This is a genomic window from Pseudofulvimonas gallinarii (assembly GCF_004343305.1).
Classification (GTDB): Bacteria; Pseudomonadota; Gammaproteobacteria; order Xanthomonadales; family UBA2363; genus Pseudofulvimonas; species Pseudofulvimonas gallinarii.
Genome location: NZ_SMAF01000002.1, coordinates 80,137 through 95,765 on the forward strand (window position 1 = coordinate 80,137; position 15,629 = coordinate 95,765).

The 15,629-nt window shown below is 69.1% G+C and carries 10 protein-coding genes and 1 pseudogene; 6 read left to right on the forward strand and 5 right to left on the reverse strand.

Going from position 1 to position 15,629, the window contains the following annotated elements; translation table 11 throughout:
* Positions 1 to 258: 258 nt before the first annotated feature.
* Genes ispE through EDC25_RS02045 form a run of 3 tightly spaced genes read right to left on the reverse strand, consistent with a single transcriptional unit; the run spans position 259 to position 3,594 of the window.
* Complete coding sequence (ispE, locus tag EDC25_RS02035) at positions 259 to 1,125, reverse strand: 4-(cytidine 5'-diphospho)-2-C-methyl-D-erythritol kinase (RefSeq protein WP_240639567.1); 867 nt, start codon at positions 1,123 to 1,125, stop codon at positions 259 to 261.
* Positions 1,118 to 1,813 carry a lipoprotein insertase outer membrane protein LolB gene (gene lolB / locus EDC25_RS14980; protein WP_132577188.1) on the reverse strand — a complete coding sequence of 232 codons (696 nt, stop codon included), beginning with the start codon at positions 1,811 to 1,813 and terminating at the stop codon, positions 1,118 to 1,120. Before lolB ends, ispE begins: the two co-directional genes overlap by 8 nt.
* The gene (locus tag EDC25_RS02045) at positions 1,813 to 3,594 is read right to left on the reverse strand and encodes a tetratricopeptide repeat protein (protein ID WP_123520835.1); all 1,782 of its coding nucleotides are present in this window, start codon (positions 3,592 to 3,594) and stop codon (positions 1,813 to 1,815) included. Before EDC25_RS02045 ends, lolB begins: the two co-directional genes overlap by 1 nt.
* Positions 3,595 to 3,686: 92 nt before the next feature.
* Between EDC25_RS02045 and hemA the strand changes: the two genes are divergently transcribed.
* The 5 genes and pseudogenes from hemA to kynU all read left to right on the forward strand — a co-directional run bounded on the left by hemA (position 3,687) and on the right by kynU (position 9,517).
* Positions 3,687 to 4,949 carry a glutamyl-tRNA reductase gene (hemA, locus tag EDC25_RS02050; RefSeq protein WP_123520836.1) on the forward strand — a complete coding sequence of 421 codons (1,263 nt, stop codon included), beginning with the start codon at positions 3,687 to 3,689 and terminating at the stop codon, positions 4,947 to 4,949.
* Positions 4,949 to 6,028 (forward strand): peptide chain release factor 1, encoded by a 1,080-nt coding sequence (prfA, locus tag EDC25_RS02055; RefSeq protein WP_123520866.1) that lies wholly within the window; start codon positions 4,949 to 4,951, stop codon positions 6,026 to 6,028. The genes hemA and prfA overlap by 1 nt, the downstream gene beginning before the upstream one ends.
* A gap of 57 nt (positions 6,029 to 6,085) precedes the next feature.
* A pseudogene (locus tag EDC25_RS15145) lies at positions 6,086 to 6,247 on the forward strand (tetratricopeptide repeat protein); the annotation flags it as partial.
* Between the two features lie 12 nt (positions 6,248 to 6,259).
* Positions 6,260 to 8,146: an O-linked N-acetylglucosamine transferase, SPINDLY family protein gene (locus tag EDC25_RS02060; protein ID WP_377599941.1), complete on the forward strand. Its 1,887-nt coding sequence runs from the start codon at positions 6,260 to 6,262 to the stop codon at positions 8,144 to 8,146.
* A gap of 84 nt (positions 8,147 to 8,230) precedes the next feature.
* Positions 8,231 to 9,517: a kynureninase gene (gene kynU, locus EDC25_RS02065; RefSeq protein ID WP_123520867.1), complete on the forward strand. Its 1,287-nt coding sequence runs from the start codon at positions 8,231 to 8,233 to the stop codon at positions 9,515 to 9,517.
* 82 nt (positions 9,518 to 9,599) lie between these two features.
* On the opposite strand, the gene EDC25_RS02070 is transcribed toward kynU, so the two are convergent.
* Complete coding sequence (locus EDC25_RS02070; RefSeq protein WP_123520838.1) at positions 9,600 to 11,195, reverse strand: M64 family metallopeptidase; 1,596 nt, start codon at positions 11,193 to 11,195, stop codon at positions 9,600 to 9,602.
* Positions 11,196 to 11,482: 287 nt separating this feature from the next.
* Here EDC25_RS02070 and EDC25_RS02075 point away from each other — a divergent pair, with 287 nt between their 5' ends.
* Positions 11,483 to 12,877 (forward strand): FAD-dependent oxidoreductase, encoded by a 1,395-nt coding sequence (locus EDC25_RS02075; RefSeq protein ID WP_123520839.1) that lies wholly within the window; start codon positions 11,483 to 11,485, stop codon positions 12,875 to 12,877.
* A gap of 210 nt (positions 12,878 to 13,087) precedes the next feature.
* Here EDC25_RS02075 and EDC25_RS02080 read toward each other — a convergent pair whose 3' ends face one another.
* Positions 13,088 to 15,487 (reverse strand): AI-2E family transporter, encoded by a 2,400-nt coding sequence (locus EDC25_RS02080; RefSeq protein WP_123520840.1) that lies wholly within the window; start codon positions 15,485 to 15,487, stop codon positions 13,088 to 13,090.
* Between the last annotated feature and the right edge of the window lie 142 nt (positions 15,488 to 15,629).

A 15,629-nucleotide genomic window follows, 5' to 3' on the forward strand; every position in this document is an offset into this window, starting at 1 on the left:
CGCCGCGTTGCCGCGTCGGGTGGCGGTACATCCTGTACCGCATTGCGCGCTGTCGATCCGCTCTCGCGATCATCCGCAGCGCCCCGGCATCCTGCCGCGACTTCCACTTCGCAGGGCCGGGCAAAGCCCGCTCCTTCGCCACCCGCCGCGTTGCCGCGTCGGGTGGCGGTACATCCTGTACCGCATTGCGCGCTGTCGATCCGCTCTCGCGATCATCCGCAGCGCCCCGGCATCCTGCCCTGCCCCCGCCAGACGCCTTCAGGGCGCGCCGGGGACGGCTTCCAGTTCCCGCAGTGTCGGCGAGACGTTGACGCCCCGGACGGCCCAGGCCGGCCACGCACTGTCGCGGACAATCCCGCGCGCGGTGTCTTCGTCGACCACCGGCAGGAACACGGCGGAGCCACTGCCACTCATCCGCGCCTGGCCCCACTGCGACAACCATGCCAGCGACTCGCCAATGGCCGGACAGAGCCGGATCGCGACGGGCTGCAGGTCGTTGCGGGTTTCAGGGGTGCCGGAAAGGGCCGATATTGTCAAAGCTGGCGTGTTTCTTGTCAATTCAGGCGCTTGGAAAACGGCTGCCGTTGCGACGGGGATACCAGGCCAGACGACGACATACCACTGCTCCGGCAGGTCCACGGGGGTCAGCGCCTCGCCCACGCCCTCGGCGAAGGCGCTGCGGCCGGCGACGAACACCGGAACGTCGGCGCCCAGGTGCAGGCCCAGGCCCGCCAGTCGGCGGACCGGCCACTCCAGTCCCCAGAGCCGGTTCAAGCCGAGCAGGACGGTGGCGGCGTCGGAGCTGCCGCCACCCAGTCCGGCGCCTGCCGGTATGCGCTTTTCGACCTCGATATCCGCCCCGGCGTCGATGCCGGACTCGGCCTGGAGCAGCCGGGCCGCGCGGATCGCCAGGTCGTCCTCCTCGGTCACCTCGGCCAGGCCACCCTGGCGGACGATCCGGCCATCTTCACGACGACGCAGGACGAGGCGGTCGCCCCAGTCCAAAAGGTGAAACACGGTCTGAAGCAGGTGATAGCCGTCCTCGCGGCGACCGTTCACATGCAGCCAGAGGTTCAGTTTGGCGGGGGCAGTCAGTCGCAACCCGCGCGGAAAGGGCTCACTCACGGGCAACCGCCCAGTCCTGGATGTTGAGGCGGACGCTGTAGTTCGCCTGCCGGGCACGGATGCGGACAGGCAGCGCGCCGTCCTCGCGCCACGCCGTGTAGGCGACCTGCCAGCCATCCTGGCTGAAACGGTGCAGGCGCCCATCGCCATCACGTTCGGCCGACTCCATCGGTGTGCCGTCATGCGGTAGGCCACGAACCCAGTCGCGCAGCGCCGCGACCGGCACGTGCCAGCCCAGCACATCGGACAGAAGCGCCTCGGCCGAACCGGCGTGGCGCGTACCGCCCTCGCCACCTTCCAGCCTTGCGCCGCGATTGTCACCACTCAGGCGCCAGGTCTTCTGGCTGACCGGCTGCCGCAGTTCGAATTCGAAGCGCCCGCCACGCTGCACCCACACGAAACTGGCGCTGCCGCCATCACGCCCATCGCTGACCGCCAGCCGCCCGGCGATGCGGAACGCGTTGATCGACGACGGATCCACCCCGTCGGGCGACTGCCACAACGCCGCGTCCCTTCGCGGTGTCGATGCACACGCAGCCAACAGCAGCAGGACAGCGAGCACGGCCGGACGGAAAAACGGCGGGCGCCGCGGTGCGCTCGCGGTGCGACCAGTCCACTGCTCGGACGCGGAACGGGTCGCGAGGACCGTTGGAAAAGATTGAACCCTGAATCCCGCCGACGCCGGCATCACCACGGTTTCAGGCGCGCGATGGTGTTCATGAGCGCGCGATTGTCGGGATCCTGTTCAATCGCTGCGCGCCACACCCTGCGTGCCTCCTCCTTTTGTCCGACGGTCCACAGGGCCTCGCCGAGATGCGCGGCGATCTCGCCTTCCGGCTGTGCCGCGTGCGCGCGTTGCAGGTGCACCAGCGCTTCCTCGTGACGACCCAGCTTGAACAGCACCCAGCCGAGACTGTCGAGCGTGGCGATATCCTCCGGATCGATGTGGTGCGCCCGTTCGATCAGCACCAGCGCCTCTTCCTGGCGGTCGGTGCGATCGCTGAGCGTGTAGCCGTAGGCGTTGAGATAAACCGGATTGTCCGGATCCAGCTCGGTCAGCGCGCGGAAATCGTCGAGCGCGCCGTCGACCTGGTCGAGCCGTTCCCGAGTCAGGCCGCGCGCGTAGCGCATGCGCTGCTCGTCGGGCAGCGCGGCGAGGCCGGCATCCAGTGCCGCCAGGGCATCGGCATCACGACCGACGCGCGACAGGAGTTCGGCTTCAAGCAGGAAACTGTCGGCGAACGCTTCCGAATCCGGATCGGCCCGGTCGCGGATGCTCATCAGCCGCTGCCGCGACGCCTCGATCCGGCCCGCCTCCTGGTCCAGCACCGCCAGGCGCAGCAGCGCGCGCGAGTAATCGTTGCCGGCGCCCTCCGGCACGCCCGAATACCAGGCGACGGCCTTTTCCCGCCAGCGGACGATCTCGACCTGTCGCGGCGGCGTCGCATTCGCGGCGACCTCGCCCAGCGCCTCGGCGATGCCACCCAGCATCAGCAGGCGCGGCACGGGATGGGGTTGCGGCAATGTCGACAGGGCATCGTGGACCTCGATCACCTGCTTCCAGTCTCCGGCCTCGAGGGCATAGGCCCCGCGCAGGACAAGGGTTTCATCGTCGGCCGGCAGATCGGCCAGGGCGGCAGCGGCAGCCCGCGGATCGTCCAGTTCGGTGCGCAGCAGCACCGCATAGGTACGGCGCACTTCCGGATCGTCCGGATGCGTCGCCAGCGCCTGGTCGAGGATGCGCCGGGCCTCGTCGGCGTGGCCGCCGGCATTCGCCAGGCGCGCGCGCCAGAACCACACCTCCGCCGCATCGGGGAGGCGCTCGCTGGCCAGCGCGGCCAGCCGCTCGGCCAGGTCGTTGCGCTCCATTTTCAGGGCGAGCTGGCTGAGGCCGATATACGTGGCCTTGTCTGCCGGCAGGTCGCCGGACGCCACCAGCCGTTCAAGGATGCGGATCGCCAGGCCACGGTCGGGCGCCGCTTCGAGTGCGCCGCCGGCCAGACGTGCGGCCGGCATGCCGCCTTCGGCGATCAACTGGACGATCTGGCTGTAAGCCGTTTCGCTCTCGCCACGACCCAGCGACAGCAGCAGCTCGGCCTGGCTGAAATCGGGTCGCGACTGGCCACCCAGTTCGCGCCAGCGCTCCAGGGCGACGGCCGCATCGTCCCAGCGCTGCGCGGACAGGTTCACACGCGTCGCGCGCCGGGCGATGTCGGCCTGGTCGCTCTGCTGCGCCGCCTCCAGGTAGGCCGCCGCGGCGCTGTCCAGGTTGTCCTCGCGCAGGGCGAACTCGGCCGCAAGCAGGTGTTCCAGTGGCAGGGCATCAAGGGTCTGCTCGGGAATGCCGAGCATCGGCCCGGATCCGCCGGCCGTGGACTCCGCACCGCCGCGCTGGCCGGTCGTGGCGCACGCTCCGAGCGTGCCGGCGGCCAGAAGAATGAGCAGTTTCGGAATACGAGTCGTTTGCATGCGGGTTCCTTGGCTTGATGCGGGTCCGCTGTGCCCGCACAATCACATTCTGCCAAAGCCCGCCGCGCGCTGCGCCGGGACCTTCAGCCGTAATGACTCTATTCGTTCTCGGGATCAATCATCGCAGCGCACCTCTGGCCTGGCGTGAACGCGTAGCGTTCGGCGAGGACGCCGCGCGCGTCGCCTTGCCGGCGCTGACCGCCATGCCCGGCGTCAAGGAAGCGGCGCTGGTCAACACCTGCAACCGGACCGAGGTGATCACGCGGATCGAACCGGGCCAGGAAGCGGCGGTGATGCAATGGTTGCACGACTCGCAGTCGCTGGCATCCGGCAGCCTGGACGAATTCCTCTACCGCCACGTCGATGCCGACGCCGCACGGCACGTCTTCCGCGTCGCCAGTGGCCTGGACTCCATGGTGCTGGGCGAACCGCAGATCCTCGGGCAGCTCAAGGACGCCTGGCGCCAGGCCCATGAGGTCGGCACGCTGGGCGCATCGCTGGAGCGGTTGTTCCAGCACAGCTTCAGCGTCGCCAAGCGCGTACGCACGGAAACGGCGATCGGCCGCCATCCGGTCTCGGTGGCGTACTGCGCCGTCCGGCTCGCCCAGGAATCCTTCATCGACCTGCGCACCGCCACAGTGCTGCTCATCGGCGCCGGTGAAACCATCGAGCTGGCCCTGCGCCATCTCGAACAGGCCGGCACCGGTCGGCTGCTGATCGCCAACCGTACCGTTGCCAACGCGCAGGCGCTGGCGCAGCGCTGCGGTGCATTCGTGCTGCCGCTGTCCGATCTCGACCGCCACCTGCATGAGGCGGACATCGTCATCTCCGCCACCGGCTCGCAGCATCGCGTGCTCGAACAGCCGCAGGTCGCCGCAGCACTGAAGGCGCGCCGCCGTCGCCCGATGCTGCTGCTCGACCTGGCCGTGCCGCGCGACATCGACCCGGACTGCTCGAAGCTCGAGGACGCCTTCCTCTACGCCGTCGACGACCTGCGCCAGATCATCGAGCGCAACCTCGACCAGCGTCGCGCCGGTGCGCGCGAAGCGGAAGTGCTGATCGACCTGCAGGTCGACCATTACCTGACCTGGCTGCGTGCGCAGAGCAGCACCGGGCCGCTGCGGCGACTGCGCGCCGATGGCGAGCACATGCGCCGGGAAGCGCTGGCCAAGGCGCGTGCCGAGCTCGCCGCCGGACGGCCGGCCGAGGAAGTCCTCGAGTTGCTCGCGCACACGCTGACCAACCGGCTGCTGCACGCGCCCAGCGCACGCCTGCGCGCCGCCGCCGAACAGGGCGACATGACGCTTCTGAACGCGGCCGAGCGGCTGTTCAGCACGGACGGGGAAGCCCCGTGATCGCAGAGCGCATCCTGCGCCGGCTTGAAGTGCTTGCCGAACGCCACGAGGAAGTCGGCCGCCTGCTCGCCGAACCGGATGTCGCCGGCGACGCGACGCGCTTCCGCGAACTGTCGCGCGAATACGCGCGGCTGTCGCCAGTGGCCGATACGCTGGCCGCCTGGCGGCGGAACCGGGAAGAGCATGTCGCGGCCGGCGAAATGCTGGCCGATCCGGACATGCGCGCAATGGCGCAGGAAGAGATCGCCCGGCTCGAAGAAGAACGCGGGTCACTCGAACACGCCCTGCACCTGGCGCTGATTCCGGCCGACCCGCACGACGATGCCAACATCTTCCTTGAAGTCCGCGCCGGCACCGGTGGCGACGAGGCTGCGATCTTCGCCGGCGACCTGCTGCGCATGTACACGCGCTATGCCGACCGTCGCGGCTGGCGTGTCGAACTGCTCAGCGCCAGCGAAGGCGAACACGGCGGCTACAAGGAAGCGGTCGTGCGCATCGAGGGCGAAGGCGTGTATTCGCGCCTGAAATTCGAATCCGGCACGCACCGCGTGCAGCGCGTACCCGCCACCGAATCGCAGGGCCGCATCCATACCTCGGCGGCCACCGTGGCGATCCTTCCGGAACTGGACGAGATCGAACAGGTTCAGCTCAATCCGGCCGACCTCAAGGTCGATACCTTCCGCGCCTCCGGCGCCGGTGGCCAGCACGTCAACAAGACCGATTCGGCGATCCGCATCACCCACCTGCCGACCGGCATCGTCGTCGAATGCCAGGACGAGCGCAGCCAGCACAAGAACCGCGCACGGGCGATGAGCCTGCTCGCGGCGCGACTCACCGACGAGCAGCGCCAACAGCAGGCCGCGCAGCAGGCGCAGTCGCGCCGCCTGCAGGTCGGCAGCGGCGACCGCAGCCAGCGCATCCGCACGTACAACTTTCCCCAGGGCCGCCTGACCGACCACCGCGTGAACCTCACGCTGTACTCGCTCGACGAGATCGTCGCCGGCGACCTCGATCCGGTCATCGAAACCTTGACCCGCGAACACCAGGCCGATGAACTGCAGGCGCTCGGCGATGCCTGAGTGCCGTGATGCCACTTGCCGGACGATCCACTACCCGGGAGGGTTGCGGCCATGAGCATGCTGCCCGACGCCGCACTTGAACACGCACTTCGCCTGCTCGAGACAGGCCAGGTCGACGCCGCCCGGCGCGCACTTTCGGCCCTGGCGCAGGGCCACCCGGAAGTCGCCGAACCCTGGCGCCTGCTCGGCGTACTGGCGCTGCAGCAGGGCGATGTCGGCGCCGCGGAAGCAATGCTGGTTCGCGCACACCAGTGCGAACCGGCTTCGACTTCGGTGCTGTGCAATCTTGGCGCACTCGCGCGACGACGGGATGACGACGCCACGGCCGAGCGCCATTACCGCGAGGCCCTGCGCCATGACCCCGCCTGCGTGCCGGCGCTGAACAATCTCGCCGGGCTCCTGTTCGACCAGCAGCGATTCCAGGAGGCGGAGCAGCAGTACCGCCGCGCGCTGCAGGTCGCACCGGGCTATGTGCCGGCCCGCGGCAACCTCGCCGCCTGCCTGCTGGCGATGGACCGCGGCAGGGATGCGCTGGTGGAGGCCGAGCGCGCCGTCCGCGAAGGCGCCGGCTACGCACCGGCATGGCTGGCACTGGCGCAGGTACAGCATGCACTGGGTGCTTTCCGCATCGCGGCTGCGGCCTTCGCCCGTTCGCTGGGGCTGGAACCGGGCAATCCCGACGCGCTTTACGGACTCGCGCAATGCGCCGACGAACTGGGCGAGTGGGCGCGCGCGATCCAGCTGTGCGAACAGGTGCTTGCCATCGAACCTTCACACGCGGCCGCGGCAAGCCTCGCGCAGTACCTGCGCCGACACCTGTGCCGGCACGCCGAACTTGCGAACGGCAGCCGACGACTGGCCGACCTGCTGGCACAGGAGGCTCCCGGCATCGCGCCGTTCGCATTCCTCAGCGAAACCGCAACGGCGGCGCAGCAGCGGCAGGTCGCCACCCTCGCCGCCCGCGAGGTCACGCAACGGCTGGTCGGTCGGGGCAGCCACACGCCATCGGCGGCCCGGACTCGCGGGCACCGCGATGCATTGCGCGTGGGATTCGTGTCGTCCGGCTTCGGCCAGCACCCGACCGCGCTGCTGATCGTCGAACTGATCGAAAAGCTGCGCGGCAGCCGCATCGAAACGGTCGGCTACGCGACCACGCCCGATGACCAGGGCGCGCTGCGCCAACGCCTGCGCGAAGGCTTCGCGCTGTGGCGCGACCTCGCGGGCGACAGTTACAGCACGATGGCCAGGCGTGTACGCGAAGACGGGCCCGACATCCTGATCGACCTGCGCGGCTGGGGCGGCGGCTCGGTGGCCGAACTCTTTGCACAGCGTCCGGCGCCGGTTCAGGTGAACTGGCTGGCGTATCCGGGAACATCGGGCGCGCCCTGGATCGACCACCTCGTGGCCGACCCCTTCGTGATTCCCGACGCTGCGCGCGGGCATTTCAGCGAAAACGTCGTCTGGCTGCCACGCTGCTTCCAGCCCTCGGACAGCACGCGCGTGGTCGGAACGCCGCCGCCGCGCGCCGAACTGGGCCTGCCCGACGACGGCGTCGTCTTCGCCTGCTTCAACAATGCCTACAAGTATTCGCCGGAATCGATGTCGCGGTTCTGGCGCATCCTTGAAGCCGTTCCGGGTTCGGTGCTGTGGCTGCTGGCCGGCAGGCAGCCGGAAACCATGGACAACCTCCGGCGGATGACCGCCGCGCGCGGCATCGACCCGCAACGCCTGGTCTTCCTGCCCAAGCAACCGCACGATGTGTACCTGGCGTGCTACAGGCATGCCGACCTGTTCCTGGACACGACCCCCTACAACGCGCACACGACGGCGTCGGATGCATTGTGGGCAGGCTGTCCGGTGCTGACCCTGCCCGGCGGGACATTCGCATCACGCGTCGCCGGCAGCCTCAACCACCATCTCGGGCTGGCCGACATGAACGCCGACAGCGACGACGGATTCGTCGCCCGCGCGCAGGAGATCGCCGACAGCGGCGAGTCGCGGCAGGCGCTTCGCGAGCGGCTGGCGCGCGCGAGGCAGGAAAGCGGCCTCTTCGACATGGAAGGTTTCGCCTGCGATTTCGCCGCGCTGCTTGAAGGCCTCGCCAACGGTCCGGCCTGACAACAGCGCAAGGACGGCCTGCGACCCTGCGCTAGAATCGCGGACATCGGGGCGTGTCGTCCCGCAACTGCCCGGATGCCGCCCATGCGCCTCGATTCCATCGAACAGTTCGCGCTCGACCGCGACGCACTCGATCCGCTCGCCGGTTTCCGCGACCGTTTCCTGGTGCCGCGTGACGGCGACGGGCGCGAATGGGCCTATTTCTGCGGCAATTCCCTGGGCCTGCAGCCTCGCGCCGTGCGCGACGCCATTGCGCATGAACTGCGCTGCTGGAGCGAACTGGCCGTCGAAGGCCACTTCAAGGGCGACCTGCCGTGGATGCATTACCACGAGTTCGTGCGCGACGACATGGCGCTGGTCGCCGGCGCGCTGCCGTCGGAAGTGGTGGCCATGAATTCGCTCACCGCCAACCTGCACTTCCTGATGGTCAGCTTCTATCGCCCGACGAAGCAGCGCCCGGCCATCCTGATCGAAGCCGGGGCATTTCCGTCCGACCGCTACGCGGTGGAATCGCAGATCCGTTTCCACGGCTTCGATCCGTCGACCGACCTGATCGAACTGGAGGCCGACGAGCCGGGCGGCACGATCTCCGATGCCGCCATTGCCGCGGCCATCGCGCAGCATGGCGAACGGCTGGCGCTGGTGCTGATGCCCGGCGTGCAGTACCGCACCGGCCAGCTGTTCGACATCGCCGCCATCACCGCGCAGGCCCAGGGCGTCGGTGCGATCGCCGGCTTCGACCTCGCGCATGCCTTCGCGAATGCGCCGTTGAGACTGCATGACTGGGGCGTCGATTTCGCCGCCTGGTGCCACTACAAGTATGGCAACAGCGGACCAGGCGCCGTGGCGGGCGCATTCGTGCACGAGCGCCACGCCGGCGCAGAGTTCCCCCGCTTCGCAGGATGGTGGGGCAGCGACAAGGACACGCGTTTCCGCATGGGGCCGCATTTCCAGCCGACCGTTGGCGCCGAAGGCTGGCAGCTGTCGAATCCGCCCATCCTGGCGCTGGCACCGCTGCGCGTGTCGCTGCAGCTGTTCCGCGAGGCCGGCATGGAGCGCCTGCGCGAAAAGTCGGTGGCGTTGACAGGCTGGCTGGCCGAGCAGGTCGAATCCCGCCTCGACGACGTGCTGGACATCGTCACGCCACGCGAACCTTCACGCCGCGGCGCGCAACTGTCGCTGCGCGTGCGCGACGGACGCGACGCCGGGCGTTCGCTGTTCGACTGGCTCACGGCGCGCGGCGTCATCGGCGACTGGCGCGAACCGGACGTGATCCGCATCAGTCCGGCACCGCTCTACAACCGCTACAGCGACGTACTGCGCTTCCTCGACGCCACCGCCGCCTGGCGCGACGCACGCCGCCCGGCCTGAGCAACGACGCCCGGGAAACAACCGCCCGACGCCTTGCGTGCGGGCCACGGGCGTCCGGCAACGCAGGCGCCCGCCACCGCACTCATTCGAAGCCGTCGGCGAACAGCACGTCGCTGGGCTGCAGGGTCCAGGTACGCGTATGCACCAGCAGTCCATCCGCCATCTGCGCGTGCACGAACGGAGTCTGGTCGCTGACGCGCAACTCCAGGGTGCGTGCGGACGGGGCGGGCGACGGATCGTTGAACACCAGGTTCTCGCTGTCGGCGCCGGCGATCGGCTGCCCGTCCAGCAGCCACTGCACGCTGACCGAACCACCTTCGGGCCGCAGCAGCGCGGCGCTGAACATCTGGCTGGTGCCGGGAACATAGGCGACCGGAACCGCCGGCGAAGGGGATTCGCTGCCCGGCTCGATCAGGTCGATGCCGCCGGCGGGAACGCCATTGGGCCAGCCGGCGTAGAGCCGTTTCACGTATTCCTGCCGGCAGACGGTACAGAACGCGGTGCCCAGCGAACGCATGAGGCAGTTGTTGCCGGTCGGCCGGTACATGCCGCTGGTGAGGTAGCGCGCGCCTTCGAACAGACCGGTGCCCGGCGTACCCGACGGCGTCGGAACGGGGATACTGGTCGGGTCGTACCAGTGCCGCCACTTGACGAGGTCCCGGGCGGTCTGGTTGGTGACATTCGCCTCGCAGGCCGGGCCGCCGCCAATGTCGCTGCAGGCCGGAAAGCCCGGATACGCGGAGGTGTATTCGTCGGCCAGGCGATGGAAGGTGTGCGCGTATTCGTGGATCACCACCAGCGGCCCCTGCACATGTGCCGAGGTCACCGAGATCGAACCACCGGCGCCGCCGTACACCGGATCGTTGACGGTCACCAGGATCACGTCCCAGTCCGGATAACCGGCTGCTGCGGCGAGCACCTTGCTGGTGTTGACGGTGAGCAGGCGATGGATCTGGCTGGTGCAGAAACGGCCATCGAAGGCGGTGTCCACCACCATGCCGGCGCGCGGGTCGCTCTGGGCGCTGCTGTCGGCGCAGCAGCTGGCGGTGTTGCAGCCGGCCTGGTACGGCGGATGGTCGGCGCCGGATTCGGCGGAGGCGACGAAGCCGGTCGTCCAGTTCACGAAGTTCCCATATTCCTTGTACGGCGTGACATTGAACATCGAGCCCCACAAGGCTTCGCTGTGCGTGTTGAACACGGACTGCTCGGCGCTGGTATAGCCGTCGCCGAGCACGAGGATGTCGACGCGGTTGGCCGGATTGCCGGCCCCGCTGCGCACGCCGGCGGCCGCATGGCTGGTGACCTTCGCCGGCTCGACGCCCGCCAGTGGCAGCCGCGAGCCGTCACGTGCAAGCGCCGCGAGGTCGAAGCGGGACAGTCTGTTTTCGCCGACCAGTTCGATGGCCTGCGCGCCTGCGACGGGCACGCGCACCACGAACGCGATGCGTTCGGGCTGCAGGTGGTGATGGTGCTCGATCCCATGGTCGCCGGCCTCCGGATCACGGGCGAACTCGCCACGCAGGAAACGCGGAACCTGCACGACCTGGTCCGGACCGGCCACGCCCTCATGAATCGTCCGCCAGGAAAAGCGCCGGAACTCCCGGTCGGATGCCAGCGGCGGCAATTGCTGCGGTGTGCCCTTGTCCGCCAGCGACATTTCAACCAGTGAATGGAACATCGGCCGCGGCTAGCCGCCGTCGTCCACCTCGAACACGATGTAATGCGCCGATTCGGCGCAGGCCGGGCCCGCCCAAAGCAAGGCACCCGTCAGCAGCAGTTTCCGCATGGCCCACTCTCCCCCAGGACGGATCGATGTTAGCGCGTCCAGCCCGCCTCGTCCGCGCTGGCGGGACCTGTACATCGAAGCGCCAGGAACGGCTGCGCGGATCATCCTCACGGCCGGGCTGATACCATCGCCCGGCGCCAGCGCAGGCGGCGCATCCACCGCACATCCGAGGCAAGCGCATGCGTGACACGCCCGTCCTTACCCTGATCGGCGCCGGCCTGGTCGGCAGCCTGCTGGCAATACTTCTGGCGCGGCAGGGACATCGGGTCGAACTGTTCGAGCGTCGTGGCGATCCGCGCCGGCTCGGCTATGAAGGCGGGCGCTCCATCAATCTTGCCCTGGCGGCACGCGGCCTGCGCGCGCTGGATGCGGCGGGCCTGCGCGACGAGGTCATGGCCGAGACGGTCATGATGCGCGGCCGCATGGTGCACGAGCTGGGTGGACCCACCGCGCTGCAGCGTTACGGCCGCGACGACAGCGAAGTGATCTGGTCGGTGCATCGTGGCCGGCTCAACCTCACGCTCCTCGACGCCGCCGAAGCGGCCGGCGCACGGCTGCACTTCGACACCCGGCTCGCCGGCATCGACTGGGACGGCAACGAACTGCTCCTCGTCGACGCCGATGGCAGCGAACGTCGCCACGCGGCAGGCCTGATCGTCGGCTGCGATGGCGCCGGCTCCGCGGTCCGCGCGGCGATGGCCGCGCGCACCCACCTTGGCGAACGGTTCGAGCCGCTGGGTCACGGCTACAAGGAGGTCGCCATCGCTCCCACCGCCGACGGCGGCTTCAAGCTGGAACCGAATGCCCTGCACATCTGGCCACGCGACGCCTACATGCTGATCGCGCTGCCGAACATCGACGGCAGTTTCACCGGCACGCTGTTCCTGGCCAGCGAAGGCGAACCGAGTTTCGCCAGTCTTGATTCGGCCGCGGCCGTGGCGTCCTTCTTCGCCACCGAGTTCCCGGATGCCGTCGGCCTGATCGACGACCTTACCGGCGATTTCTTCCGCCATCCCACCGGCCTGCTCGGCACGCTCTGGCTGGACCGCTGGCACCTGGAAGGTCGCGCCCTGCTGATCGGCGATGCGGCGCACGCGATCGTGCCCTTCCACGGGCAGGGCATGAATTGCGGCTTCGAAGACGCACTGACGCTGGCCGAACTGGTCGCGGCACGCGGACTGGACGATCCGGCCGCGCTGTTCGCCAGCTTTGCCGCGGACCGCAAGCCGAATGCCGACGCCATCGCGCGCATGTCGCTGCACAACTACCTGGAAATGCGCGACCACGTCGACGACCCCGACTACAAGCTCAAGCGGCTGGTCGCCGATGAACTGCAGCGCCGGCACCCCGGCCACTTCATGCCACACTACTCGATGGTGAGCTTCAGCGCCCTGCCCTACCTGGAAGCCGAGGAACGCACCCACGCCCAGGAAGCACTGCTGGATGCGCTCGTCGCCGGCCGCACCGATGTCGCCGGCATCGACTGGCAGCAGGCCGACATGCTGGTGCAGCGTTTCCCGGCGCTGCCGGCAAGCGCGCACTGGCGCGCGGCGGGCGTCCAGGCCGGGATCTGATCAACCGCGTGGTGCAGCCGGACGGCCGGCGGCAACGGCTCGCGCCCAAGCCGTGGCTGGCCACGATGCCACGCTCCCGCAGCAGGTCCAGGGGGCAACATCGGCCAAAGCGCAACTGCGATCCGGCGCCCGCGCTGGCCGTCAGCGCCGCGCGTCCCGCCGCTCCACGCTGATCCGGTAAAACCCGACGCCCTGACGCCGGGCGGTAGATCAGGAGGCGTCGAGCGTTGACGACAGCCTGTCCGCCATTGAAGTCAGCAGTGCGAGCTCACTGTCGTCGAGGCGCCCAGGTTGGGTGTCCATGATGCACAGGCTGCCGACCACCCCGGCATCGGCTCGCCGCAATGGAACACCGGCGTAGAAGCGGATGCGGTGGCGCAGGAAAGCCGGCAGCTCGGCGACTCGCGGATCGCGCAGGACGTCTTCGATGACCACGGGCGCACCGGATGCCAGCACGAGGCGACAGGCGGTCTCAGTTTCCGGCAGCCGGGCGACGGCGCCCTCACCGGCAACGACCAGCGTGGAGCCCGACACTGCCAGTTCGCCGCCGTCCCTCCAGCTGATCTGCGCGTGCGCGACGTCGAAGGCATCGGCTACCTGGCGGACCAGGTCACGGTGCCGTTCGCACAAGGCGTCGTCGATTTCGAAACCGGCATGAACAGGTTCCCGCCTCGCCGGCTGCGCAGGCACACCCTCGGTGGCGGCGTCGCCTGAAGCCTGCATCGCCAGCGTGAGCCGACGGGCGATCTCGCGAACCGTGCCCGCGCACTCGTCCACCGTCAGGCCGAGGTGCGCCTGGTCGTCGAGCTGGCCCACCAGCGCCAGCGGCATGGCAATGACGCGCACGTCCTTCTGCAGGCGGCGGACGCGCCGGCTGATCTGGCGCAACAGGGCCTGTGGTGCCGGGTGGAAGGCACAGATGCAGACCACATCGCCAGGCCGCAGCCTTTCCATGCCGGAGGCGGTCACCCGCCCCCCGACCAGCGCGGTGATGCGCACGTCCAGGCCATGCAGGCCCAGGGCATGCGCGACCATCTGCGCCGCCAGCGCGTCCACTTCCCAGCGTGCGCCGAGGCAATGGATGCGGGCGCCGCGCCGCGCGTCGTCGTCGCCGGCGCGGACCGGCCATTCGTCCTGGATCTCCTGAAGCAGTTCCGCCATGCCGGTCGTGAACTGCAGGCGGTGCTGGGCGGTCGCCGCCGCGGTGTGGTTCGCGCTGGCCAGCCGCAGGGTCGGAATGGCCACCGCGTCGTAGAACTCGACCACGGCATCGGCTGTGGCGTCCGCACCCTCGTACTGCGCCGCGTAACCGTCGATGGCATCGGTCGCCAGTTCGGTCGCGTCGATGACGTTGCCGGCGAGCAGGCGCTGGTAAAGGCGGTTGGGCACGTCCAGCACCGGTTCGCTGCCCAGCATGGTTTCGAAGAACGAAAGCCCGGGCAGGTGGCGGCCAAGCACCAGCAGGCAGACCGTCAGCGGCGTCGACAGGATCAGCCCGACCGGCCCCCACAGCGTCGTCCAGAACATCGCCGCGATGATGATCGACAGCGGCGAAAGTCCGGTACTGGCGCCGTACAGCCAGGGCTCGATGATGTTGTTGCTGACGACCTCGAGCATGACGATCAGGCCCAGCGTCCATATCACCATGGACCAGCCGGGATCGACCGCGAACGCGAGCAGCAGCGGGAATACCGCGCAGAGCACGGGACCGAGATAGGGCACGAAGCGCAGCACGATTGCGAACGCGCCCCACAGGAAAGCGCCCGGCACGCCGATGAGGAACAGCCCGAGCGCCAGCGGTACGCCATAGGTGGCATTGACGATCAGCTGCATGCGCAGGTAGCGGCCGATGCGCGTACCCGCTTCGCTCAGCGCATCGGTGGCGACATGCAGGTTGCCGCCGCCCATCACGCGCAGGATGCGGTCACGAAGTCCATCGCGGTCGATCAGGATGAGCACGACGAACAGCAGCACGATCCCTGCCGTCACGGCGGGACCGCCGATGCGCTCCATCCACAGCGCCGCGGTGCGGACGGGCCCGGTCTCCGGATCGGCGATCACGACGGTCTGTGTTGGCCGGGGGGGCTCGTCCACCTGTTCGATTTCCTTGCTCACCACGCGCAAGGTCGACAGCGCGCCATCCCAGTCGCTCGGCGCCTTCAGCTGCTGGCGCAGTTCCACCAGCTTGGAACGGATGCTGCCCTGGTAGGTGGGCAGGTCGGCGCTGAGCGCGCGCATCTGGCTGAGCATATAGGCCGCCACGCCGGCGATGATGGCCACGGCGGCCACGGTGACGAAAATCGCCGCCACCGTTCGTGGCAGGCCCAGGCGCTTCAGCCGCGTGACCAGCGGGTCGAGCAGGAAACCCAGGAACGCCGCCAGCGCGATCGGCACCAGCAGCTCACGGCCGAAATACAGGGCGAGCACGATCACCGCGGCGACGGTGAGTCCCGCGGCGGCGCGCAGCAGTGATTCCATGCCGACCAGCCGGTCGAGGGCGGCGCGCGTCGACGGCTCCAGTGTCGCCGGCTGCGCAGCCGGGACCACGACCGGTGCCGGTTTGTCGTTGTCCGGGTGTACCGTCTTGCCGGCGTGTCCGGATCCGCTCATCGCACTCTCCGACCGTCTCGCCGAACTGGCGTCGGGCGAGCATAGCCGCTGGATGCGCGGCGGCAATATCACAGCCTCACCGGCAGATAGTCGGCCTTCACGCTTCCGCGCGGTCGCGCGGCATGGAATCCCGCACGGGTCC